Below are 22,760 nucleotides of genomic sequence, written 5' to 3' on the forward strand. Positions count from 1 at the left end.
TCCAGCGGGTAGTGCCGCAGGCGGAGCTCCAGGCGGTCGCTCGCGCGCGTGCTCGGCGGCCCGGCGGGCGGCTTCGCGGGCGGTGTCCCAGGCGGCGACGGCGCTCTTCTCGGCGTCGCTGGCGGCGAGGGCGGCGCGCGCGGGGTCGGCGTCGGGGGCGCTGTCGTCGAGCCAGCCCGCGCGGACCGCTTCGGCGGTCTCCTGCTCGACCTCGGCGAGGCGCTGCCGCAGGTGTCCGATCTCGCTGCGGGCGCGCTGCGCCTCGGTGGCGGCGGCGGTGGAGTCCCGGTAGGCGAGGTCGCCCGCCTCCTGGAGCGCGGCGGAGCGCTCCTCCTCCTCGTTGGCCAGGGTCTCGGCGCTCTCGGCGGCGGCGTGCAGGGCGCGCACCAGGTCGACGGCGGCCCTGGTGCGGGCGGCGAGCGCGGGGGCGGCGTCCCGCTCGGCCTCCTGGATGGCGGCGGCCACGCGGGCGACCCGGTCGGCGGCGGCGCGGTGGCGCAGCACGGCCTCGGCGGCCTGCCAGGCGGAGTGCAGGGTGCGCGCGTCGGCGAGTTCCCGCTTCTGCGCGGCGGCGGCCTTCTCGGCGGCGGCGAGAGCCAGGGAGGCATGCCGGTAGGCGAGTTCGGCGGTGATCAGGGCGCTGCGCTCGCGGGCGCTCTCGGCGTGGGTGACGGCGTAGGCGGCGGCGGTGACCCGCTGGGCGAGGTCGGCGGCGCGCACGCGTTCCCGGGCGCCGCGCGCGGAGAGCCGGCGGGCCAGGGTGCGGGTGCGCCGCTCGGCTCCGGCGTGCACGTCACGGGCGCGGGAGCGGGCCTCGGCGGCCTCGACGATCTTCCCGAGCAGGTCCACGGACCCGGCGGTGAAGTCGCGTTCGGCGATCAGCTCGGCGCGCCGGCCCAGCTTGTTGCCGAAGCCGCTGACGAGGTCGGCGAGCCCGTCGGTGTCACGGGTGTCGGTGACGGCGCGCAGCAGCAGGTCGGTGAAGTCGGAGTCCTTCTTCACCGCGAACAGGCCGGCCGCCTCGCCCTCGTCGGCGTTCATCTCGCGCTGGTAGCGGAAGAGTTCGGGGTCGAGGCCGAGTTCGCCGAGGTGTTCGGTCCAGCGCTCGTGGATCTCCTCCCAGTGCACCTCCAGGTGCGGGTAGGCCTTGCCGGCGTCGGTGAGGGCGTCGCGGAAGCCCTTCATGGTGCGGCGGCGGCCCTGGGCGCCGGACTGGCCCTCGGCGGGCGGGCGTACGGCGGTGGACTCGGCGACGGGCAGGTTGTCGAGGGTGAGTCCGGGGCCGGGCCGGAAGGAGTACCAGGCCTCGGCGAACTTGCGCGGGTCGTTGGAGACCTGCCGGCCGCGCCATTCGCTGACCTTGCCGACGACGACGCACTCGCCGGTCTGCACGTGCTGCCACTCCAGGGCGACGTGGCCGCAGTCGTCGGCGAGCAGGAACTTGCGCAGCACGCCGGAGCTGGCGCCGCCGAGGGTGTTGCGGTGGCCCGGCAGCATCACCGAGAAGATCAGCTTCAGCAGGACGGACTTGCCGCCGCCGTTCTCCAGGAAGAGCACGCCGGCGGGCGCGGGGCGGCGCGGCGGTCCGACGGGCTCCTCCTCGAAGAACTCCGCCTGGGTGGGCGCGGGATCGGGCACGGGCGCGCCCACCCCGCGCAGGTCAAGCACGGTGTCGGCGTAGCGCGCACCGGCGGGCCCGATGGAGTAGAGGCGGACCCGGGACAGCTCGTACATGGCGGACTCTCGTAACGCTTCGGCAGATCGGGAGGAACGGGGAGTGCGGGGAGGTGCGGCGGCTCAGGAGGAGTGGAAGGGCAGTCCGGCGTCGGCCACCAGGTCCAGGTCGTCGCTCTCCTCGGCGGGCAGCAGGGTCGGTGTGCCGTCGGTGACCGGGACGACGCCCAGTTCCAGCAGTTCGGCCAGCGCCGCGCTGCCCGCCATGTCGCGGACCTGGAGCTGGTACCGCGCGGTGGTGCGGTAGGTGCCGCCGTTGTCGTCGCCGGTGCGCTGGAGGAAGCCGGAGTCGGTGAGGAACGTGACGGCCTTGGCGACGATGCCCGTCGTGGAGGCGGCCGGCCGGCGCGCGTCCTTGGTGGCGCCGGTCGCGCTGCGTCTCGACCAGACCCGCCAGGCGGCTTCCAGACCGGGTGCGTCCGTGGCCGGGTCCGTGTTCTCGCCCTGCTCGGCGGCGCGCTCCTCCAGGCGGCGGCAGGCCTGCCGGACGAAGGCGTCGACGCCGTTGACGGTGACGCGGCCGATGTAGCCGTCGTCGGCGAGGTCCTCGGGGCGCGGGAAGGCCATCGCGGCGACGGCGAGGTGGGCGAGGCCGTGCAGGAAGCGGTCGCCGGAGTCGGCGGAGGTGCGACGCGCGTAGTCCCCCATGCGTACGGCGAACACCGAGTCCTCGGCGGCCGTCACGGCCATGCCCGCGCGCGGGGACACCTCCAGCACGACGAGGCCGAGACCGGCGGCGACGGCGTCGGCGAGGCGGGCGAACGGCGGGTCCTCCCGGTAGCGGCGCAGCAGGTCGGCGTACTCCTGGTCTCGGGCGGGGAGCAGCTTGGGCTGGAGCCCGAAGGCGACGAGCCGCGCCGCGTCGGCGGCGTCGGCGGGGGTGGCGGGGGCCTGCGCCGACGGGGCGGGTGCCTCCGGCTCACTCCACTCGGCGTGCTCGGTCACGGGCGGTGCTCCTTGCTGCGCTGGTGCTGGGTCATGCTGCTTCCGTCCTGCCGGCCGCCATCCCGGCCGCGTCCAGCAGCGCCGTGCCGACGATGAGGTCGGCGCCGCCGAACTCGGGGTCGTCCAGCTCGGTGCCGTCGTCCACGGCGAACAGGAGTTTCTCCTCGCCCTGCCGGTAGGCGGTGCCGACGGGCGGGCTGGCCGCGTGGACGGCCAGCAGGGCGATCAGATAGGGCAGGTCGGGGTCCTGGGGGTGCGTACGCCTGGCCTCGGCCAGCAGGCCGGAGAGCCGGCGGGGCGCGTCGGCCGGGAGGTCCAGCAGTTCCGTCGCCGCGGCGAGCTGTTCCTCGCTGAAGCGGCTGTCGTCCGGGGTGGCGATGAGGTCGGGCTCGGGCATCTCGGCACCCAGGTGCTCGCGCTCGACGGGCGGGGTGAGCAGGATGTCGACGAGGTCGCCGACGCGGACGGACACCGGGGTGCGCAGGCCGGTGCCCTGCGCGAACCAGGCGTCGGTGACGCGGGTCGCCTGCTCCAGGGGCAGCGGCAGGACGGGGGCGAGGAGGTGGCCGTAGACGTCTATCCCCGCGGTCGACGCCGGGGTGGCGAAGGCCTGGCGGTCCTGCTCGGCGCGGAACAGGGGGCCGGCCTCCAGCAGGCGGGACTGGAGCTGGGTGTGGCGGCGGATGCAGTCCTTGACGATGTCGACCAGCTCGGCGGCGCGGCGCTTGTGCTCGGGGTCCTCGGACTCGTCGCGGGCCTTGCGGATGTTGGTGAGGATCGCGTTCTCGTGCCGGTAGCGGTCGGCGACGTGGTCGAGGGCCTCGGCGATCATGTCGGGGACGGCGTTGAGCCAGTCCACCGCGCGGACGTTGCGGCGGGTGGCGTCCAGGGCCTTGCGCAGGGTCTCCGAGTACTGCACGGTGCGGTACCGGGCCTGTTCGGCGGCGAGCTGGGCGTCGGCGAGGCGGCCGCGGCTGATCAGCACCTCCAGCTTGACCTCGGCGGCGATCTGGGCGCTGGTGACATCGGTGTCGAGGGCGCCGACGAGGACGTTGACCGCCTCGTCGGTGGTGCGCAGGTAGACGCTGCCGCCGGGGCCGGGGACCTCCTCGATCAGCTTGAAGTCGTAGTCCCGGCGGACGTACGTGCCGTCCGGGCCGAAGGTGCCGTAGACCGCGCGGAAGCCGCGGTCCACGCTGCCGACGTTGATCAGGTTCTCCAGGACCCAGCGGGCGACCCGTTCGTGCTCGGCGGCGGGCCGCTGCGGGGCCTGGGCGGCGATGCGCGGGACGAGGCGGGCGACGACCTGTTCGTGGTCGGCGCCGGTGTCGAAGTCCATGTTCAGCGTGACGAGGTCGATCGCGGCGAGGGCGATCTCCGCCATCCCGTACACCGAGTACTCACCGGCGAGATTCGCCTTGCGGGCGTCGAGGTCGTGCAGCGGCGCGGTGCAGGCGAGCGCGCGCAGCCGCCGCGCCAGTCCCTCGTCGGCGGCCGGGCCCATGGCGGGGCGCGGCCCCGCGCTGAGCTGGGGCGGAACGCTGTCCGTCGATGCAGGCGAAGTCACGGTGCACAGACTAGGTCCTCGGTCTGACAACGGCCCAAACGACGGGCGTCCGCGCGAGGGTACCGGGGGCGGGGACCGTCCGGCGGGAGCGGCCGACCGTGCCCCGGCGGTGGCAGGCGGTGGCCCGGCGGCGCCCCGGCAGTGGCAGACGGTGGCCCCGTGTCGCTTCAGAGGCGCTCGTCGGCACCGTCGTTGCCGACCCGGCGCCGGTAGACCTCCACCACGCGTTCCAGGGAGTCGTCGAGGTAACCCGCGAGCAGGTGCTCGGCGCGGATGGGGTCGCCTGCCTGAAGAGCCTCCAGGATCTGGACATTTCGCGCGATGTACGGTTCGTGCAGTTGCTGTGGCTCGTCCACCACGTGGAACGCGAGGCGCAGTTCGGCGAAGACGCTGCGCATCAGCTCGTCGGTGCGCTCGCTGCCGGAGAGCGCGACGAGTTCCCGGTGGAAGTGGATGTTGGCCGTGCCCACCGCTTTCCAGTCGCCTTCGCGCGCGGCCCGCCGGCCCGCCTCGACGGCCGCGGCGAGCGCGTCGACGGCGTAGGGCGGCTCGCCCAGCCCCCGGACGACGGCGCACTCGACGAGCCGGCGGGTGCGGTAGATGTCCTCGACGTCCTCGACGGTCAGGACCCGCACGAAGACGCCGCGGTTCAGCTCGTGGACGAGCAGTCGTTCGTGCGTGAGCAGCCGGAACGCCTCGCGCAGGGTGTTGCGGGAGACCCCGAGCGCGCCGCCGATGCTCTCCTCCGACAGCCGGGTGCCCGGCGGGAAGTACCCGTCGGCGATCCGGCTGCGGAGGATGTCCGCGACCCGCTCCGCGGTGCTGGTGCGCCCGAGGAGCGCGCGGTCGTCGGCGAGGTCCGTCAACTGCTCTGCCATGCCCGGAATTCAAGCGCAGACATCAGAACGAGACAACAGGGGTATTGAAGGATCGTTGAACGATCCTCTACGTTGCTGTGTGTTGGCTCACTCTCAAGCACCGTCCTCTTCCTGTGAGGTGCCCATGAGCACGACCCCTCCACCGAAGGCCGTGACCGGCGGGACGACCGGCCCCGCCACCGGTGAACACCCTGGCGACGACGGCCCGTTCGGCTGGCTGCGCGCGCTCGGACCGCGCGGCCGGCGCGCGTTCGCCGGAGCGTTCGGCGGCTACGCCCTGGACTCCTACGACTACTTCACCCTGCCGCTGAGCATGGTCGCGCTGGCCGCGTACTTCGGCCTGGACAGCGGCCAGACCGGCCTGTTCACCACGGTCACGCTCGTCGTCTCGGCCGTCGGCGGCGCCCTCGCGGGCGTGCTGGCGGACCGGATCGGCCGCGTCAAGGCCCTGATGATCACGGTGATCACGTACGCCGTCTTCACGGTGGCCTGCGGATTCGCCCCCGACTACGAGACGCTGCTGGTCTTCCGCGCCCTTCAGGGCCTCGGCTTCGGCGGCGAGTGGGCGGTCGGCGCCATCCTGGTCGCCGAGTACGCGAGCGCGAAGGACCGCGGCCGCACCCTGGGCGCCATCCAGAGCTCCTGGGCGGTCGGCTGGGGCCTCGCGGTGATCGTCTACACGCTGGTCTTCTCCGTCCTCGACGACGGCCTGGCCTGGCGGGTGATGTTCTGGACCGGCGCGCTGCCCGCGCTGCTGGTGGTCTGGATGCGGCGCCGGGTACAGGACGCCCCGCAGGCCGTCGCCGTACGCGAACACAGCCCCGCCAAGGGCTCCTTCACCGCCATCTTCAAGCCGGGCCTGCGGCGCACCACGGTCTTCGCGGTACTGCTGTCCACCGGCGTCCAGGGCGGCTACTACACCCTCGCCACGTGGGTGCCGACCTACCTCAAGACGGAACGCGACCTGTCGGTCGTCGGCACCGGCGGCTACCTGACGTTCCTCATCTCCGGCGCGTTCACCGGCTATCTGACGGGGGGTTACCTCACGGACCGGCTGGGCCGGCGGCGCAACATCTGGCTGTTCGCCCTGCTGTCGGCGGTGTGCATCCTGGCGTACGCGAACATCCCCAGCGGCGCCGACTCCCTGCTGCTGGTGCTCGGTTTCCCCCTCGGGTTCTGCATGTCGGCGATCTTCAGCGGCTTCGGGTCCTTCCTCAGCGAGCTGTACCCGACGGCCGTGCGCGGCACCGGGCAGGGGTTCACCTACAACACCGGCCGCGCGGTGGGCGCGGTCTTCCCCACGACGGTCGGCTTCCTCGCCGACAGCTGGGGCGTGGGCGGCGCGCTGGTCTTCGGCGCGATCGGCTACGGCCTCGCCGCGCTGACCCTGCTCGGACTGCCCGAGACCCGCGGAAAGGAACTCACATGACCCGCCCGCCCGTCGAGAGCCACCCGCTCGCCGCCCCCGTCGGCGACGACCGCCCCTTGACCGTCGTCGACGCGCACGCGCACGCGTGGACCCCCCGTGAGGCCCGGGCCCGCATCCGCGCGGGGCTCACCGGCCCCACCGCGGGCGTCGCGGCGGGCCACACCCAGGCGAACCTGATCGCGGTGCCCGCGGACTGGGCGTACGACACGCTGCTGTTCTGCCAGCGCAACCCCAAGCCCTGCCCGGTGCTCGACGTGACCGACGCGGGCTCCTGGACCACGGTCCTCGCGGACGGCGCGGACCTGCGCACCGACCTGCCGCGCTACCGGGTCTGGGAGCACGGCGAGCTGGTGGACGAGCCGGTGGACGTGCGCGCGCACTGGCGCGAGGACCTGGTGTCGTTCCTGATCGGGTGCAGCTTCACCTTCGAGGGGGCGCTGACCGCGGCGGGCGTCCCGATGCGCCACGTCGAGCAGGGCCGCAACGTCCCGATGTACGTCACCAGCCGCCCCTGCCGGCCCGCCGGACGGCTGCACGGGCCGATGGTGGTGTCCATGCGCCCGGTCCCGCCGCGCCACCTGGAGACGGCCATCCGGGAGACCAGCCTGCTCCCGGCCGTGCACGGCGGCCCCGTACACTGCGGCGACGCGTCGGCGCTCGGCATCGCCGACCTCAACCGGCCCGACTTCGGCGAGGCGGTGACGGCCGAACCGGACGACATCCCGGTGTTCTGGGCCTGCGGCGTGACCCCGCAGGCCGCCGTGATGGCCTCCCGCCCGCCGTTCGCGATCACTCACGCGCCGGGCCGGATGCTCCTCACCGACGCCCGCGACGAGCAGTACCGCGTGGCGTGACCCAGCGAGACAATGGGGGAACCATGACCGCGATCGATCTGAACGCCGACCTCGGCGAGGGCTTCGGCCGCTGGCGGCTGACCGACGACGAGCAGCTCCTGACCGTCGTCACCAGCGCCAACGTGGCCTGCGGCTTCCACGCGGGGGACGCGGTCACCATGCGCCGGGTGTGCGAACTGGCGGTGGCGCGCGGGGTGACGATCGGCGCACAGGTGTCCTACCGGGACCTGGCCGGGTTCGGGCGGCGCGCGATGGACGTGCCGCCCGCCGAGCTGGCGGCCGAGGTGGCCTACCAGATCGGCGCCCTGGAGGTCTTCGCGCGCGCGGCGGGCTCCCGCGTGGCCTACGTCAAGCCGCACGGCGCGCTGTACAACCGCGTGGTGCGCGACGAGCGGCAGGCCGCCGCCGTCGTCGAGGGGGTGCTGCTGGCGGGCGCCTCGCTCCCCGTGCTGGGCCTGCCCGGGTCGCGGCTGCTGGAGCTGGCCGGGAAGGCGGGGCTCCCGGCGGTGCCGGAGGCGTTCGCGGACCGCGCGTACACCGAGGAGGGCACGCTGGTGCCGCGCGGGCAGGACGGCGCCGTGGTCACCGACCCGCAGGCCGTCGAGGAACGGTCGGTCGGCATCGCCCGCTCCGGCACGGTCCCCTCCCTGGCCGGCACCCCGGTCGGGGTCCGCGCGCGGTCGCTGTGTCTGCACGGGGACACCCCCGGCGCGGTGGAGCTGGCCCGGCGGGTGCGGCGGCGCCTGGAGGCCGCGGGTGTGCGGGTGGAGGCCTTCGCATGAAGGTGCTGCCCGTCGGGACCGGCGCGCTGCTCGTCGAGGTGGACTCGGGCGAGCAGGCGCAGGCGCTCCACGCGGAGCTGCTGCGCCGCCGCGCGGAGGGCTCGCTGACGGTGCGGGAGATCGTGCCCGCCGCGCGGACGGTCCTCCTCGACGGACTGACCGACCCGGACCGGGTGGCCTCGGACCTGGCCGCCGCCGACGTGCCGCCCGCGCCGCCGCTCCCGGAGACGGTCGTGGAGGTCCCGGTGCGCTACGACGGACCCGACCTGGCCGACGTCGCCGCACACTGGGGCGTTTCCCCCGAGGAGGTCGCCCGCGTCCACGCGGCAACCGAGTTCCGGGTCGCGTTCTGCGGCTTCGCCCCCGGCTTCGGCTATCTCACCGGGCTGCCGCCGCGCTACGACGTCCCGCGCCGGGCCACCCCGCGCACCTCGGTGCCGGCGGGCTCGGTGGCGCTGGCGGGGCCGTACACCGGTGTCTACCCGAGGTCGTCGCCCGGCGGCTGGCAGCTGATCGGCACCACGGACGCCGTGCTGTGGGACCCCGCGCGGGAGCCGGCCGCGCTGCTCGTCCCGGGCACGCGGGTGCGTTTCGTGCCGGAGGCGGAGGTGGCCGCCCGATGACCGACCGCGCCCTCGCCGTCGTCCGCGCCGGAGCCCTGACCACCGTGCAGGACCTCGGCCGCCCCGGGTACGCCCACCTCGGCGTACCGCGCTCCGGGGCGCTCGACGCGCCCGCGGCGGCCCTGGTGAACCGGCTGGTGGGCAACCGGCGGGCGGCGGCCGTGCTGGAGACGACGCTCACCGGGTGCGCGCTGCGGCCCCGCTGCGCCGTCACCGTCGCGGTCGGCGGTGCCCCCTGCGCGGTGACCGTCGACGGGCGGCCGGCGGCCTGGGGCGCCCCGGTGCTGGTACCCGCCGGGGCCCTGCTCGACGTGGGACCGGCCCGCGCGGGCGTCCGAAGTTACGTCGCCGTGTCCGGGGGCGTCGCCGTCGAGCCGGTGCTCGGCAGCCGCTCCACGGACCTGCTGTCGGGCCTGGGCCCGGTGCCGCTGACGGACGGGGCGGTACTGCCCCTGGGCACGCCCGGCGCGCCCCACGCGCGCGTGGACACCGCTCCGCAGCCCGCCCCGCCCGCCGAGCTGGTGCTGCGGGTGACGCTCGGCCCCCGCGACGACTGGTTCACCCGGCGGGCCCTGCGCGACTTCACGTCCCGCGCGTACCGGGTGTCGGCGTCGAGCAACCGCATCGGCCTCCGCACGGAGGGCCCCGCGCTGGAACGGGCCCGGCCCGGGGAACTGCCCAGTGAGGGCATGGTGCTGGGCGCGGTCCAGGTACCGCCGGACGGCCGCCCGGTGGTCTTCCTCGCCGACCACCCGACCACCGGCGGCTATCCGGTGATCGCGGTCGTCCACCCCGCCGACCTGCCGGCGGCCGCCCAGGCCCTCCCGGGGACACCGGTCCGCTTCGTGGCGGTACGCCGGCGCTGAACCGGGCACCGGGCGCTGAACCGGGCGCCGGCCCCGCCCGCCCCACGCGCGCGGCAACGCCCCACCCCCGAGCCCGCCACCCCCGAACCCGTCGTCGGCCCGTCCCCCGCCCCGTCTCCCTACGCCGCCTCCCTCCTCTCCCCCACCGGCAACGCGGCCAGCGCCGCCGTCACCGCGTGGGTGGCTCGCAGGTCCAGGCGGGCGCTCGTGCCACGCGCGTGGTGGTGGATCTCGTCGGCGGCGAGGCGGAGCAGCTGGGGCAGGAGGTCGGTGCAGCGGCGGGCCACCCAGCCGGTGCCCGCCGTGGCCAGCCACCACAGGGCGGCCGCTCTGGTCGGCGCCGGGGAGTCCGGATCCGGCGAGGGCGGGGTCCCGGTGGCGAGGCCGGCCCGGGCCAGCAGGGCGTGGCAGCGGACAGCGAACTGCCGGTGGCCGCGCTCGCCCGGATGCAGCCGGTCCGCGCTCCACATCGCCCGGTCCCGCAGCCAGTCCCCCTCGCAGGCGTGCAGGTGCACGGCCCCGTACCGCTCGGACAGCGCGTGGACCACGGTGTTGACCGCCCGCTGCCGCCGGGCGAGGGGGCGGGCCAGGGCGCCCGGCAGGCCCAGTATGGCGCCGGGGTCGGGCAGACAGGCGGTGAGCAGCGCCGCGCCCTGCCCGGCGAAGGCGCCGTAGACCTCGTCCAGGCGGGCGGCGACGGCCTGGATGTCGAAGGTGCGGCGCAGCGTGTCGTTGACGCCCACGACGACGGACACGAGGTCCGGCCGCAGTGCCAGCCCGGCGGGCAGCTGGGTCTCCAGGACGTCCCGGGTCTGCGCCCCGCTGACCGCGAGGTTGGTGAACCGCACGGGCTGCGGGGAGAGCCCGGCGGCGAGCAGCGCGGCCCAGCCGCGCCACCCGTTCCCGGCGGGATCGCCCACTCCTTCCGTCAGCGAGTCGCCGAGGGCGACGAACGTCAGAGGTCTCATCGCGCAGCCCCCTCGGCGACACCCACCCCGTGCCGCGGGACCCTGGTGGCCGTCCGGGCTCGTTCGCCCTGCCCGCTCTCCCCGCGCGGGGCGGCGTCGGAGTCCGGAGCCCGGACCGGACGGCTGGGTGCCGTGGCGTCGTGCGCGGCGAGGAACGCCGCCACCGCCGCGTCCCAGCCGAACAGCTCCGCACGCGCGCGTGCCGCCTCCCGCCGCTCCCGCTCGGGCCGCGCCAGCAGCGCCTCGACGGCGTCCGCGAAGCCCTCCCCGGTGTCCGCCGCGACGGCGCCGGCGGCCCCGACGACCTCGGGCAGCGCCGACGACGCGCTCACCGCGACCGGCGTGCCGCAGGCCATCGCCTCCAGCGCGGCCAGCCCGAACGTCTCCGCGGGCCCCGGCGCCAGGCACACGTCGGCACTGGCCTGGAGCGCGGCCAGCAGTCCCGGTTCGGAGACGTGCCCGAGGAAGGTGACCGGCAGGTTCCGCTCGCGTGCGCGCTGTTCCAGCCGCCCCCGCAGCGGCCCGTCCCCGGCGACCACCAGCACCGCGCGCCTGCCCCGCCGCCGTAGCTCGGCGAGGGCGTCCAGCGCGGTGCCGGGCCGCTTCTCCACGGACAGCCGCGAGCACATCACCAGCAGGTCCTGGTCCACGCGCGCGTGGAGGCCGCGTATTCCCGCGTCGCGCAGCGAGGGGTGGCGGCTCGTCAGGTCGACGCCCAGCGGCGCCCGTACGACGTTGCGGGCGCCGATCCGCACGAACTCCCGCTCAGCGAACTCCGTCGTGCACACGACGCGGGAGTACGCGTGCGCGGTGCGCACGTTGAGCGCGTCGGCCGCGCGCCGGGCCGCCGCCTCGGGCAGCCCCCAGGTGCGCAGCACCCCGTCGGCGGTCTCGTGGGAGACCATACGGCGGGCACCCGCGCGCGCCGCGCCCACCGGCCGGTCCAGCGCAGGGTCGTCCGGTCGGAGACCTCCAGGCGGTCGGGTGCCAGGTCCTCCAGGAGGGCGGCGACGCGGCGCCGGTCGGTGAGGACGCGGTAACCGCCGGTGCCGGGCAGGAGCGGACCGGGCAGGGTGATGACGCGCCCCTGCTCGGTGTCCCGGTCGGTGTGCCGCTCGCCCGGCACGATCAGCACGGGCTCGTGCCCGGCCGCCCGGAAGCCCTTGCCCAGTTCGCGCAGGGCGGTGCGCAGGCCCCCGGAGGCAGGTGTGACGAAGTTGGCCAGCCGGACGATCCGCAGCGGGCCGTCCGTCCCGCGTGGCGTGGTCATGCCGCCAGCACCGCCTTCCGCGCGGCGAGCACGTCCTCGTAGTGCTCGATCAGCCGGTCGCCGACGGCCGCCCAGGTGCGGCCCTCGACGGTGTCCCGCGCGGCGGCCCCGTACGCGGCGCGCAGGGCGGGAGCGGCGGCGAGGGAGGCCACCGCGTCCCGCAGGGCGTCCGGGTCGCGCGGCGGGACGAGCAGTCCGGTGCGGCCGTGGCCGACCAGGTCCAGTGGCCCGCCCGTGGCGGGCGCGACGACGGGCACCCCGCTCGCCATGGCCTCCTGCACGGTCTGGCAGAAGGTCTCGAAGGGTCCGGTGTGCGCGAACACGTCGAGCGAGGCGAAGATCCGGGCGAGGTCGTCGCCGGTACGGCGGCCCAGGAACACCGCGCCGGGCAGCGCCTGCTCCAGGCCGGGCCGGCTGGGCCCGTCACCGACGACCACCACCCGCACGCCCGGCAGCGCGCAGGCCCCGGCGAGCAGTTCGACGTGCTTCTCGGGGGCGAGCCGTCCGACGTACCCGACGATCAGCTCACCGTCCGGGGCCAGTTCGCGGCGCAGGGTCTCGTCCCGCCGGTCCGGCCGGAAACGTACGGTGTCGACCCCGCGCGGCCACAACCGCACCCGGGGCACGCCGTGCGCCTCCAGGTCACGCAGGGAGGCGGTGGACGGCGCGAGGGTGCGGTCGGCGGCGGTGTGCACCGCGCGGATGCGCCGCCAGGCCGCGGCCTCGCCGGCGCCCATGTAGGTGCGGGCGTATCCGGCCAGGTCGGTCTGGTAGACGGCCACGGCGGGGATGCCGAGCCGGGCGGCGGCGGCCATGCCGCGCACGCCGAGCACGAAAGGGCTGGCCAGGTGGACGAGGTCCGCGCGGTGCTCGATCAGCGCGGCGGCCAGGCGCCGGCTGGGCAGCGCGACCCGGACCTGCGGGTAGCCGGGGAGCGGCAGGGAGGGGACGTGGACGACGGGGCACGGTGCGAGGGCGTCGGGCCGCTGTCCGGGAGCGGGGGCCGGTGCGACGACGAGGGGCGCGTGACCGCGGTCGACGAGGTGCCGGGCGGTCTGGAGCGCGCAGTGGGCCACGCCGTTCACATCGGGGGGAAAGGATTCGGTCACGATGACGACACGCATACGGGTGTTGTCGCCGCGCTGGACGTGGCCGCGTCAACGTGGATCTTTCCGGACGAGGAACGTCCCATGAGCGTTGGTACGCGCACCCGCGCGGGTCAGAATCCGGCCACGCGCCTCTGCCCGGCGGGTCACCCGGAGTTCACCGGACGAGCCGGACGGCGGTCCTCCGTCCCGGTTCCGGTCCGCATCGACGGCGGTCCTCCGTTCCGGTTCAGGCCCGCGGCGACGGCGGTCTTCCGTTCCGGTCCCAGGGGGCCGTCATCGGCACCCGTCCGCGTCCGCCGGCCTCGTCACGGCCCTCGCACCGCGCCAGGCCGACTCGGCCGCGAACGCCGTACCGGCTCACAGCACAGGCGCCACGCCGGCTCACCCCCGCGCGCGCCCCGTACCGGCTCACATCGCCGACCCCGCCTCCCGCGCACTCCACCCTCGGGCGCCCTGCCGACTCACCCTCGAGCCACCACGGCCGGCTCACACCGCCGGCGCGTCCGGTCCGATCCGGCTGCGTACGGCCGTCTGGACCTCCGCCTCCTCGGCCGGGTCGGCGGCCAGCCTGCGCAGCTGTTCGACGACGCGGGTGTCGCCGGTCTCGGCGTGCCGGGCGGCCAGTTCGCGGGTGGACTCCTCGCAGTCCCACAGGCACTCGACGGCGAATCCTGCGGGGAAGGAGGGATCGGTGGCGGCGAGCGCGCGGGCGGCGCGGCCGCGGAGGTGGGAGGAAGCGGTCTCCCGGTAGACGTGCCGCAGCACCGGCGCGGCGCAGGCGATGCCGAGGCGTCCGGCGCCGTCGACGAGGGTCCACAGGGTCGGCGCGTCGGGGCCCTCGCCCCGGACGGCCTCGCGCAGGGCGCCGAGGACGAGGTCGCTGTCCTGGGTGCCGCCCCGGCAGGCGAGCACCCGGCCGGCGGCGGCGCCCAGCGGGTCGGGGCGGCGGGCCCAGCCGCGCGCCCGGTCGACGGCGGCGACGCCGCGCATCCGTTCGAAGGCGTCGACGGCGGCCTCCACGACGGCCGGTGATCCGGTGCTCACGGCGGCCTCGATCAGGTCGAGGGCGTCGGGATCGTCACTGTCGGCGAGGTAGCGCAACGCGGTGCTGCGGGCGCCGTCGGTGCCGTCCTTGGCCGCCTGGACGATCTCGGGCCGGTCCTCGGGCCCGGCGACGGCGGTCAGACAGCGGGCGGCGGGCACATGGAGGGCCGCGCCGCGGTCGAGGCCCTGCTGGGCCCATTCGAACACCGCGCGCACGCTCCAGCCGGGCCGGGGCCCGGTGGGCCGCATCTGCCGCTGCCAGCGGTCGAAGCAGCCGGTCTCGTGGGCGGCCCGGACGCGGCCGGAGATCCATGCGCGCGGATCCTCGGCCCACAGCCGCCAGGGCCGCGGCTCGAAGGCGTCCCGCACGGCGGCGGCCAGCTCGGCGTCGCCCTCGGCACCGGCCGGGAAACGCGCCAGGACGGGCGCCGCGAGGGCGCGCAGACCGGCGTCGTCGTCGCGCAGGGCGAGTTCGTCGAGGGCCCAGGCCCAGTTGGAGCCGTGGGCGGCGTACCTGCGCAACAGCATCAGGGCGTCCCGCCTGCCGTAGGAGGCGAGGTGGCCGAGGACGGCCAGGGCGAGCCCGGTGCGGGACTCCTCGGGGTCGAGGACGTCCTCGGGGTCGAAGAGGTGTGCCTCGATGGCGTCCAGCTCGCCGTTCAGGTCGAGGTAGAGACGGGCGTAGTAGAGGGAGCGGTTCTCCAGCTGCCAGTCGTGGCGGGGGTCGCGCAGCACACAGTGGTTCAGGGCCGTCAGGGCCTCGTCACGGGGGGCGGTGAGCGCGTGCAGCGTGCCGTCGCCGCGGCCCCGCTGGAGCAGGCCGAGCAGCGTACCGCTGGGCGCTATGACCGGATCGAACATGGGAAACACAGCCTCACATCAAGCGTCGACGCAACCGGGAAACACGCACTACCTGGCCGCGTGACAACACGTCGGGGCGCCCGCCGTCTCATGCTTGCTGTAGACCATCTTCCTCTGCCTCTCGTCGGTGGCCCTCGCGGACCGAGTCACGGCCCGCGCGGTGCGGCAACACTTGCCCAGCCATCGCGTCCGTGAATCACGACGTCATGATGACTCGGCGGTTCTCGATGCCGCGACCGAAATTTCCGGCGGCCGCGTACCGCCTCCCCCGTGGTCGTCGTCCTGCCTGGTCGGAACGTGCGTTTTACCTGATCAGACGCTGTGAGATCAATCCGCGCCGAAGAGCTCGAGCAGCTCGGCCTTGCCGAACATCCGGGCCGTGTCCACGGCCGACGGCGTGCCGGCGGAAGGGTCGGCTCCGCCTTCGAGCAGCGTCCTGATGACCTCCTCCTCGCCCTTGAAAACCGCTCCGGCGAGGGGGGTCTGGCCTCGGTCGTTGACGCGGTCCGCCTCGGCCCCGCGCGCGAGCAGCGCCCGTACGGTCTCCGCGTGGCCGTGGTAGGCGGCGAGCATCACCAGGGAGTCGCCGCGGTCATTGGTGAGGTTGGCCGGAACACCTGCGTCGACATACGCCACGAGGGCCTCGGTCTGTCCCCGCCGGGCCAGATCGAAGATCTTCGTCGCCAGCTCCACGACCTCGGGGTCGGGGGCTTCACTCATCGGCCGGACCGCCTCTCACTGCAACCGTTCAGGTGAATCGCAAGGGTACTGGCTCGCGCCGCACATGACCCGATCTGCCGGAGGTAAAGATCACCACAGCCGCGGTCGGGCCCGATTGCCGAGCTCGACCAGCGGAAGACAGCTCGACCAATCGGGGGAAATCGCCCGAATTTCACCCAGTTGCACCTTTTATCGTATGGATACATCCTGTGAGCCTGGAAGTACTCATGGTGACTGTCCCCACGAACCAGGAGCACTCACATGATCCTCTCCATCTCAGGCGTCGTTCTGCTCGGTGTGGTCGTCTTCATCTTCTTCCGCAAGGACGGCCTCAAGGCGTCGCACGCCCTGGTCTCGGTCCTGTTCGGCTTCTACCTGGCGAGCACGGCCATCGCACCCAGCATCAAGGCCGGCGGCGAGAGCCTCGCGAGCCTCCTCGGCGGCATCAAGTTCTGACGTCCGTCCCGCCCGTACGCACCTTCAGGAGACAGCAGTGGCCCGGCGCCCCCTTCCCCGCATCCTGAGCACAGGCAGCGCGCAGATCGCCCGGAGCCGGGAGCTGGCCCGGACGGCGGCCGACAGCGCCACCGACGTTCTCCATCCGCTGATCACGATCACCCGCGGTCTGCGCCGGCTGGCGGGGGCCGGACGGCGCAAGTGGGCCGACACCCCGAAGGACAAGCGCGGCCCCCTGCTGTTCCTCGTGGCCTCGGTGATCCTGGTCGTGGCCCTGGCGCCGTACGGCCCGCTGCTCGCCGTCATCAGCCTGATGGCGGCGGCAGCCTGGCAGGGCCGGGACCGCTCCCCGGCCGTGCCGGACGGGCCCGACGCGTCCCAGACGGAGCGGCTGAAGTCGCTCTACGAGGCACTGGTCCCCTACTTCTCGACCGCCGAGGACCCCGAGCCGCTGTACACCCACGGCGGCGACTGGGAGAAGGCCTTCCCCGAGTACGAGTTCGACGGCTCGGGCCGGGTCGCCCAGCTGGCGATCCGCTACCCGGCCTACTTCCCGGACGGCGAACCGGAGGCACGCGCGCGCGTGGAGCACCTGCTCAGCGCCAAGTCGGGCCGCGGCCGGGAGTACCACTTCGCCTGGGACGAGGAGGGCAACCAGCTCACGGTCACCGTCCTCGCCCCGCTGCCCACCGACATCGCCGCCCAGCGCTTCGTCACCGCCCCCGGCGAGACGGTCCTCGGCTTCACCGACCCCTCCGAGGTCCAGCGCACGCTCCCCCTCACCCACGGCGAGGAGCGGCGCGACGTCCCGCCGGTCGTCTGGCGCACCGGCATCCGCTCCACCGAGCCGCATCTGCTGGTGACGGGCCAGCCGGGCACCGGCACCTCCACCCTGCTGCGCTCCATCGCCCTCCAGGCCCTGCGGCACGGCGACATCCTCATCGTGGAGGGCGGCGGCACCGGCGAGTACGCCTGCCTGACCGGCCGCGACGGCGTGCTGGCGGTCGAGTGCTCCCTGGCCGGGGCGCTGGCCGGCCTGGAATGGGCCGCGGCCGAGACCGAGCGGCGGCTGATCGCCCTCAACCGCGCCCGGCAGGAGGGCAACCCGCCGCCGGAGGACACCAAGCGCCCGCTGTGGCTGCTGCTCGACCGGCCGACCGCGCTCGGCCATGTCACCGAGGCGGACGGTGACAAGGACCCGCTGTCCCTGCTCCAGGTCCCGCTGCGGCACGGCCGCGCCGCGGGCGTCACCGTGGTCGTCGCCGAGCAGTTCGACAGCCTGGACGCCCTCCCCGACGCCGTACGCCAGCACACACGCGCGCGTGTCGCCCTCGGACCGGCCGGCGCCGCGCAGCTGGAGGCGGTCCTCGGCGCCCCGCCGCACACCACACCCACCTCCCACGTCCCCCCGGGCCGCGGTTACGCCCGTCTCGGCGCGGGCCCGGTGCTGCGCCTCCAGGTCCCGGCGACGCCCGACCCGTACGACGACGCGACCAGCGACGCCCACCGCCAGGCCGTCCTCGACCTGCTGCCCCCGCGCACGACTCCGGCGGACGAGGAACCGGAGGCGGTGGAGCAGCCCGAGAGGGTGCGGCCGGAGGCGGTGGAGCCCGAGACGGCCGCCGAGACCGACGGGCAGACGGACGGCGTGGCCGAGCCGGTCTCCGCGAAGGCGGTCGCGGCGGAGACGTCCTGACCGCAGGAGTGACCCGCCGGCACGAGAGTCACCGGTCGGCACGAGACTCACCGGCACGGGAAAGGGCGGGCCCGCGCGGGCCCGCCCTTTCCCGTGTCGCACGCCATGTCACACGCGATGCCACGCACCCCGCCACGCGGAGGTACGCGTCACGCGTGTCACACGCGATGCCGCGCGAAGCCCCCCCTCACGCGACGAACGTGCGCGGCGCCTCCGCTCCCGCCGTCCCCCCGCTCTCCACCAGCCGCGCCGCCGCGGCCAGCCGCGCCGCCGCCTCCTCCGCCACCGCGCCGCCGACGGTGAACGGCAGCCGCACATACCCCTCGAACGCCCCGTCGACGCCGAACCGCGGCCCGGACGGCACCCGGACGCCGACCCGCTCACCCGCCTCGGCGAGCCGGGACCCGGACAGACCCCCGGCGCGCACCCAGAGCGTGAGCCCGCCCTTGGGCACCTCGTACTCCCATTCGGGCAGCTCCCGCCGTACCGCCGCGACCAGCGCGTCCCGGTTGTCCCGGGCCTGCTGCCGCCGCAGCTCCACGGCCTGCTCCCAGCCACCGGTGCTGAACAGCCAGTGCACCGCCAGCTGCTCCAGCACGGGCGTGCCCAGGTCGGCGTAGGCGCGCGCGGCCACCAGGCTGCGGACCACGTCCGGGGCCGCCCGCACCCAGCCGATGCGCATCCCCGCCCAGAACGCCTTGCTCGCCGACCCGACGGTGATCACCGTGGACCCGGCGGGGTCGAAGGAGCAGACCGGCGGCGGCATCGCGCCCGCCATGTCCGCGTCGAGCCACAGCTCGCTCATCGTCTCGTCGGCGACCAGCACGGTCCCGGCGGACCGGGCCGCCTCCACCAGACGGCGCCGCTGGTCCTCGTCGGCGAGCGCACCGGTGGGGTTGTGGAAGTCGGCGACGACATAGGCGATGCGCGGCGCGGCGTCCCGCAGGACCTGGCGCCAGCGGTCCATGTCCCAGCCGGTCAGCCCCTCGGCCATCGCGACGGGCACCAGCCGGGCGCCCGCCTCGCGCATGAGCTGGAGGATGTTGGCGTACGACGGCGACTCCACGGCGATCCGCTCGCCGCGCCCGGCGAAGAGATGGCAGATGGCGTCGATGGCGCCCATCGCGCCGGTCGTCACCATGATCTGCTCGGGCATGGTGGGGATGCCCCGCGCGGTGTACCGCTCGGCGATCGTCGCGCGCAGGGCGGGCAGCCCGGCCGGATAGTCGCCGTGCGTGTGCGCGTACGGCGGCAGCTCCTCCAGGGCGCCCTGCACCGCGCGCGTGAGCCACGGTTCGGGCGCGGGCAGCGCCGCGCAGCCGAGGTCGATCAGCGAGCCCAGCGCCTCGGGCGGGAGCGGTTCGAGGCCCCGCGCGGGGAGCGGGTTCCCGGCCGGGACGGCGGTCCAGCTGCCGGCGCCGCGCCGCGACTCCAGGAATCCTTCGGTGCGCAGCGTCTCGTAGGCGGCGGCGACCGTCGTACGGCTGACGGACAGGGCGAGGGCCAGCTCGCGCTCGGCGGGCAGCCGCGCGGCGACCGGCACCCGCCCCTCGAGCACCAGCAGCCGGATCCCGTCGGCCAGCGCCCGGTAGGCGGGCGGGCGGCGGGTGCCGGGGCCCGCGGGGCGGTCCTGCTGGGACTTGAGCAGCCGGGCGAGCTGCGCGGCCCCCACCGCCGAGGTCCACTGCGCCATGATTACCAGTCCACCTTCCCGGGATTGGCCCTGGATGACGTTCCATCCCAAGCCACAGAGTGTCATGCGTCAGGCCACGATCACCACCAGGGGGGGACCTCTTGTCGACGCACCGGTCCGCAGACTCCACACCGTCCACGGCGACCACGGAACCCGGCGGGCCCGGACACCGCCACCTCCCGCGCCGGCTGATCCAGCTGTACGCCGGTCTCGCGCTGTACGGCGCCAGCTCCGCCCTCCTGGTGGAGGCGGGGCTCGGCCTGGAGCCGTGGAACGTGCTCCACCAGGGCCTGGCCGAACGCACCGGCCTCACGATCGGCGTCGTGTCGATCATCGTCGGCGCCGTGGTGCTGCTGCTGTGGGTCCCGCTGCGCCAGCGCCCGGGACTCGGCACGGTCTCCAACGTGTTCGTGGTGGGCATCGCCATGGACGGCACCCTCGCCCTCGTCCCCGAGGCCCACTCCCTCCTCGTCCGGGTTCCCCTGATGCTGGCCGGCGTCCTCCTCAACGGCGTCGCCACCGGTCTGTACATCGCCGCCCGCTTCGGGCCGGGGCCGCGCGACGGGCTGATGACCGGGCTGCACCGGCGCACCGGCCGGTCGATCCGGCTGATGCGCACGGCCGTCGAAGTCGCGGTCGTGGTCAGCGGTTTCGCGCTGGGCGGCACCATCGGCGTGGCCACGGTGCTGTACGCGGTCTCGATCGGCCCGCTCGCCCAGCTCTTCCTGCGGGTGTTCGCCGTCCCGTCGGCATCCGACGGCAGCACGGTCGTTGCCGAGGGGCAACCGCGGCGCGCGATACTGCGACGGTGAGCACGCGCATACGCCATCCCTATCTCGACCATCCCGGCCCCATCCCGTTCGCCCACCGGGGCGGGGCGGCCGACGGCCTGGAGAACACCGTGCTCCAGTTCCGGCGCGCGGTCGAGCGCGGCTACCGGTACATCGAGACCGATGTGCACGCCACGCGGGACGGCAAGCTCGTGGCGTTCCACGACACGACGCTGGACCGGGTGACCGACGGCACGGGCCGGATCGCGGAGCTGCCGTGGGCGGAGGTACGGCACGCGCGCGTGGCCGGCCGCGAACCGGTGCCGCTGTTCGAGGAGCTGCTGGAGACCTTCCCCGAGGTGCGCTGGAACGTCGACCTCAAGGCGGAGTCGGCGCTGCACCCGTTCCTGAACCTGGTGGCGCGCACCGACTCCTGGGACCGGCTCTGCGTCGGCTCCTTCTCGGAGGCCCGCGTGGTCCGCGCCCAGCGGCTGGCCGGACCGCGCCTGGCGACGTCGTACGGCACCCGGGGCGTGCTCAATCTGCGGCTGCGCTCGTGGGGTGTCCCGGCGGCGCTGCGCCGCTCGGCCGTCGCCGCGCAGGTGCCCGAGTCCCAGTCGGGGATCCAGGTGGTCGACCGCCGCTTCGTCCGCGCCGCCCACGCGCGCGGGCTCCAGGTGCACGTATGGACGATCAACGAACCGGAGCGGATGCACCGGCTCCTGGACCTGGGCGTCGATGGCATCATGACCGATCACATCGACACACTGCGCAGGGTCATGGAGGACCGCGGCCTCTGGGTGTGACCCGCCGGGCCCGCCGCCGCCCGGCCCTGCGCGCGGCATCGGCGGGGAAGCGGGGCACGGGTGGGCACGGACACCGGGCGGACCGGCGCGCGGGAGGCGGACGGCGAGTCCGCCGCGCGACGGCGTGAGCAGCGTGGCTGGTACGTCTACGACTGGGCGTGCTCCGTCTACTCGACGAGCGTCCTCACCGTGTTCCTCGGCCCCTATCTGACCTCGGTCGCCGAGTCGGCGGCGGACGCCGACGGGTTCGTGCACCCGCTGGGGATCCCGGTCCGCGCGGGGGCCTTCTTCGCGTACGCGGTCTCCCTGTCGGTGATCGCGGCCGTCCTGGCGATGCCCCTGGTGGGCGCCGCCGCCGACCGCACGGGCCGCAAGAAGCCCCTGCTGGCCGCCGCCGCGTACGTGGGCGCCACGGCCACCGCGGGCATGTTCTTCCTCTCCGGCGACCGCTATCTGCTCGGCGGGGCTCTGCTGGTCGTGGCGAACGCGGCCCAGTCGGTGGCGATGATGCTCTACAACTCCTATCTGCCGCAGATCGCGCCGCCCGAGGAGCGGGACGCGGTCTCCTCGCGCGGGTGGGCCTTCGGATACGCGGCGGGAGCGCTGGTCCTGGTCGGCAATCTGGTGCTCTACCTCTCCCACGACTCGTTCGGCCTCTCGGAGAGCGAGGCCGTGCGCGTCTGTCTGGCCTCGGCGGGGCTGTGGTGGGGCGCGTTCGCGCTGATCCCGCTGCGCCGCCTGCGGGACCGCCCGGCGCCCGGGCCGGCGCCGGCCGTGACCGGCCGGCGGCAGCTGCTGGCGACCCTGCGCGACATGCGCCGCCACCCGCTGACCCTGGGCTTCCTGCTGGCGTACCTCGTCTACAACGACGGCATCCAGACCGTGATCAGCCAGGCATCGGTGTACGGCTCGAAGGAGCTGGGGCTCGGCCAGTCGACGCTCATCGCGGCGGTACTGCTGGTCCAGGTGCTGGCGGTGGCGGGCGCGCTGGCGCTGGGCCGGCTGGCGCGGCGGTACGGGGCGCAACGGACGGTGCTGGGGTCTCTGGTGGCGTGGACGGTGATTCTCGCCACGGGATACTTCCTGCCGGCCGGGGAGCCGGTCTGGTTCTTCGCGCTGGCCGCCGCGATCGGCCTGGTCCTCGGCGGCAGCCAGGCGCTGTCCCGCTCCCTGTTCTCGCACCTGGTCCCGCCCGGGAAGGAGGCCGAGTACTTCTCGGCGTACGAGCTGAGCGACCGCGGGATGAGCTGGCTGGGCCCGCTGCTGTTCGGGCTGACCTACCAGCTGACCGGGAGCTACCGGGACGCGATCATCTCGCTGGTGGCCTTCTTCGTGCTGGGTTTCGTGCTCCTCGCGCGGGTACCGGTACGACGGGCGATCGGGGACGCCGGCAACCCGGTTCCCGAAAGGATTTAGCACTCGGCGCGAAAGGGCTGTAGTGTACGCGTTTGGCCTGCCAGGCGTACCGTTACTGCGCGTCAAAGATGATGAAACGCCGGGTGACATCTCAGATCAGATGTGACAAACCGGGCGCCTGTGGGTACTGCACTGGTTGACAAGGCTGCGGCTACGACGGCGACGCATGACCCGGAACGGGACTCCGAACGGGAATCTTTACCGCCGACCGGACGTTGACCGGATGACGACGACAGCGACACCTGTCCTGTGGGCGACAAGCCCGGGAGGCAC

At 74.6% G+C, this 22,760-nt stretch carries 18 protein-coding genes and 2 pseudogenes; 10 read left to right on the top strand and 10 right to left on the bottom strand.

Annotated elements, in window-relative coordinates:
- The 4 genes and pseudogenes from AB0K92_RS24505 to AB0K92_RS24520 all read right to left on the bottom strand — a co-directional run.
- Positions 1-1,734, bottom strand: a pseudogene (locus AB0K92_RS24505) (hypothetical protein); the annotation flags it as partial.
- Between the two features lie 63 nt (positions 1,735-1,797).
- Entirely contained in the window at positions 1,798-2,679 is an 882-nt protein-coding gene (locus AB0K92_RS24510) for a hypothetical protein (protein WP_365926121.1), read from the bottom strand.
- A gap of 31 nt (positions 2,680-2,710) precedes the next feature.
- Positions 2,711-4,246 carry a hypothetical protein gene (locus AB0K92_RS24515; RefSeq protein ID WP_165996541.1) on the bottom strand — a complete coding sequence of 512 codons (1,536 nt, stop codon included), beginning with the start codon at positions 4,244-4,246 and terminating at the stop codon, positions 2,711-2,713.
- Between the two features lie 167 nt (positions 4,247-4,413).
- Positions 4,414-5,124, bottom strand: coding sequence for a GntR family transcriptional regulator (locus tag AB0K92_RS24520; protein WP_365926124.1), 711 nt, complete (start codon positions 5,122-5,124; stop codon positions 4,414-4,416).
- Between the two features lie 124 nt (positions 5,125-5,248).
- Between AB0K92_RS24520 and AB0K92_RS24525 the strand changes: the two genes are divergently transcribed.
- The 5 genes from AB0K92_RS24525 to AB0K92_RS24545 are packed head-to-tail and all read left to right on the top strand — an operon-like array spanning position 5,249 to position 9,678.
- The gene (locus tag AB0K92_RS24525; RefSeq protein WP_365926126.1) at positions 5,249-6,553 is read left to right on the top strand and encodes an MFS transporter; all 1,305 of its coding nucleotides are present in this window, start codon (positions 5,249-5,251) and stop codon (positions 6,551-6,553) included.
- On the top strand, positions 6,550-7,407 hold the full coding sequence (locus tag AB0K92_RS24530) for a putative hydro-lyase (protein WP_365926128.1): 858 nt from the start codon (positions 6,550-6,552) through the stop codon (positions 7,405-7,407). Before AB0K92_RS24525 ends, AB0K92_RS24530 begins: the two co-directional genes overlap by 4 nt.
- A gap of 23 nt (positions 7,408-7,430) precedes the next feature.
- Entirely contained in the window at positions 7,431-8,189 is a 759-nt protein-coding gene (locus AB0K92_RS24535) for a 5-oxoprolinase subunit PxpA (protein ID WP_365926130.1), read from the top strand.
- Complete coding sequence (gene pxpB / locus AB0K92_RS24540; RefSeq protein WP_365926132.1) at positions 8,186-8,812, top strand: 5-oxoprolinase subunit PxpB; 627 nt, start codon at positions 8,186-8,188, stop codon at positions 8,810-8,812. Before AB0K92_RS24535 ends, pxpB begins: the two co-directional genes overlap by 4 nt.
- Complete coding sequence (locus tag AB0K92_RS24545; protein ID WP_365926134.1) at positions 8,809-9,678, top strand: biotin-dependent carboxyltransferase family protein; 870 nt, start codon at positions 8,809-8,811, stop codon at positions 9,676-9,678. The genes pxpB and AB0K92_RS24545 overlap by 4 nt, the downstream gene beginning before the upstream one ends.
- Positions 9,679-9,797: 119 nt before the next feature.
- Here AB0K92_RS24545 and AB0K92_RS24550 read toward each other — a convergent pair whose 3' ends face one another.
- The 5 genes and pseudogenes from AB0K92_RS24550 to AB0K92_RS24570 form a co-directional block, all read right to left on the bottom strand.
- Positions 9,798-10,646, bottom strand: a complete 849-nt coding sequence (locus AB0K92_RS24550) for an SGNH/GDSL hydrolase family protein (RefSeq protein ID WP_365926136.1) — start codon at positions 10,644-10,646, stop codon at positions 9,798-9,800.
- Positions 10,643-11,916: pseudogene (locus AB0K92_RS24555) on the bottom strand (glycosyltransferase). Before AB0K92_RS24555 ends, AB0K92_RS24550 begins: the two are co-directional and overlap by 4 nt.
- Complete coding sequence (locus AB0K92_RS24560) at positions 11,913-13,040, bottom strand: glycosyltransferase family 1 protein (RefSeq protein WP_365926138.1); 1,128 nt, start codon at positions 13,038-13,040, stop codon at positions 11,913-11,915. Before AB0K92_RS24560 ends, AB0K92_RS24555 begins: the two are co-directional and overlap by 4 nt.
- Before the next feature lie 471 nt (positions 13,041-13,511).
- Positions 13,512-14,930, bottom strand: coding sequence for a HEAT repeat domain-containing protein (locus tag AB0K92_RS24565; RefSeq protein ID WP_365926140.1), 1,419 nt, complete (start codon positions 14,928-14,930; stop codon positions 13,512-13,514).
- A gap of 327 nt (positions 14,931-15,257) precedes the next feature.
- Positions 15,258-15,650: an ankyrin repeat domain-containing protein gene (locus AB0K92_RS24570; RefSeq protein ID WP_365926142.1), complete on the bottom strand. Its 393-nt coding sequence runs from the start codon at positions 15,648-15,650 to the stop codon at positions 15,258-15,260.
- 261 nt (positions 15,651-15,911) lie between these two features.
- Here AB0K92_RS24570 and AB0K92_RS24575 point away from each other — a divergent pair, with 261 nt between their 5' ends.
- Together AB0K92_RS24575 and AB0K92_RS24580 are read left to right on the top strand one after the other, a co-directional pair.
- Positions 15,912-16,106: a hypothetical protein gene (locus AB0K92_RS24575; RefSeq protein WP_365926144.1), complete on the top strand. Its 195-nt coding sequence runs from the start codon at positions 15,912-15,914 to the stop codon at positions 16,104-16,106.
- 37 nt (positions 16,107-16,143) lie between these two features.
- Positions 16,144-17,802, top strand: coding sequence for a hypothetical protein (locus tag AB0K92_RS24580; protein WP_365926146.1), 1,659 nt, complete (start codon positions 16,144-16,146; stop codon positions 17,800-17,802).
- A 187-nt stretch (positions 17,803-17,989) separates the two neighbouring features.
- On the opposite strand, the gene AB0K92_RS24585 is transcribed toward AB0K92_RS24580, so the two are convergent.
- Complete coding sequence (locus tag AB0K92_RS24585; protein WP_365926148.1) at positions 17,990-19,495, bottom strand: PLP-dependent aminotransferase family protein; 1,506 nt, start codon at positions 19,493-19,495, stop codon at positions 17,990-17,992.
- Positions 19,496-19,683: 188 nt separating this feature from the next.
- Here AB0K92_RS24585 and AB0K92_RS24590 point away from each other — a divergent pair, with 188 nt between their 5' ends.
- From AB0K92_RS24590 to AB0K92_RS24600, 3 genes are read left to right on the top strand one after another with little or no spacing between them, the layout of a single operon-like run.
- Positions 19,684-20,307: a hypothetical protein gene (locus AB0K92_RS24590; protein WP_365926229.1), complete on the top strand. Its 624-nt coding sequence runs from the start codon at positions 19,684-19,686 to the stop codon at positions 20,305-20,307.
- Positions 20,304-21,071 (top strand): glycerophosphodiester phosphodiesterase, encoded by a 768-nt coding sequence (locus tag AB0K92_RS24595; protein WP_365926150.1) that lies wholly within the window; start codon positions 20,304-20,306, stop codon positions 21,069-21,071. The genes AB0K92_RS24590 and AB0K92_RS24595 overlap by 4 nt, the downstream gene beginning before the upstream one ends.
- A gap of 60 nt (positions 21,072-21,131) precedes the next feature.
- The gene (locus AB0K92_RS24600; protein WP_365926152.1) at positions 21,132-22,487 is read left to right on the top strand and encodes an MFS transporter; all 1,356 of its coding nucleotides are present in this window, start codon (positions 21,132-21,134) and stop codon (positions 22,485-22,487) included.
- Positions 22,488-22,760 lie beyond the last annotated feature (273 nt).

Origin of the sequence: Streptomyces sp. NPDC052687, assembly GCF_040678395.1 — a bacterium.
Lineage (GTDB): Bacteria > Actinomycetota > Actinomycetes > Streptomycetales > Streptomycetaceae > Streptomyces.

What these genes read in the sequence shown, in the direction of transcription:
- AB0K92_RS24520 (WP_365926124.1), bottom strand. Translation starts at nt 5,124, where the DNA reads ATGGCAGAGCAGTTGACGGACCTCGCCGACGACCGCGCGCTCCTCGGG.
- AB0K92_RS24525 (WP_365926126.1), top strand. Translation starts at nt 5,249, where the DNA reads ATGAGCACGACCCCTCCACCGAAGGCCGTGACCGGCGGGACGACCGGC.
- AB0K92_RS24530 (WP_365926128.1), top strand. Translation starts at nt 6,550, where the DNA reads ATGACCCGCCCGCCCGTCGAGAGCCACCCGCTCGCCGCCCCCGTCGGC.
- AB0K92_RS24535 (WP_365926130.1), top strand. Translation starts at nt 7,431, where the DNA reads ATGACCGCGATCGATCTGAACGCCGACCTCGGCGAGGGCTTCGGCCGC.
- pxpB (WP_365926132.1), top strand. Translation starts at nt 8,186, where the DNA reads ATGAAGGTGCTGCCCGTCGGGACCGGCGCGCTGCTCGTCGAGGTGGAC.
- AB0K92_RS24545 (WP_365926134.1), top strand. Translation starts at nt 8,809, where the DNA reads ATGACCGACCGCGCCCTCGCCGTCGTCCGCGCCGGAGCCCTGACCACC.
- AB0K92_RS24550 (WP_365926136.1), bottom strand. Translation starts at nt 10,646, where the DNA reads ATGAGACCTCTGACGTTCGTCGCCCTCGGCGACTCGCTGACGGAAGGA.
- AB0K92_RS24560 (WP_365926138.1), bottom strand. Translation starts at nt 13,040, where the DNA reads ATGCGTGTCGTCATCGTGACCGAATCCTTTCCCCCCGATGTGAACGGC.
- AB0K92_RS24565 (WP_365926140.1), bottom strand. Translation starts at nt 14,930, where the DNA reads ATGTTCGATCCGGTCATAGCGCCCAGCGGTACGCTGCTCGGCCTGCTC.
- AB0K92_RS24570 (WP_365926142.1), bottom strand. Translation starts at nt 15,650, where the DNA reads ATGAGTGAAGCCCCCGACCCCGAGGTCGTGGAGCTGGCGACGAAGATC.
- AB0K92_RS24575 (WP_365926144.1), top strand. Translation starts at nt 15,912, where the DNA reads ATGATCCTCTCCATCTCAGGCGTCGTTCTGCTCGGTGTGGTCGTCTTC.
- AB0K92_RS24585 (WP_365926148.1), bottom strand. Translation starts at nt 19,495, where the DNA reads ATGGCGCAGTGGACCTCGGCGGTGGGGGCCGCGCAGCTCGCCCGGCTG.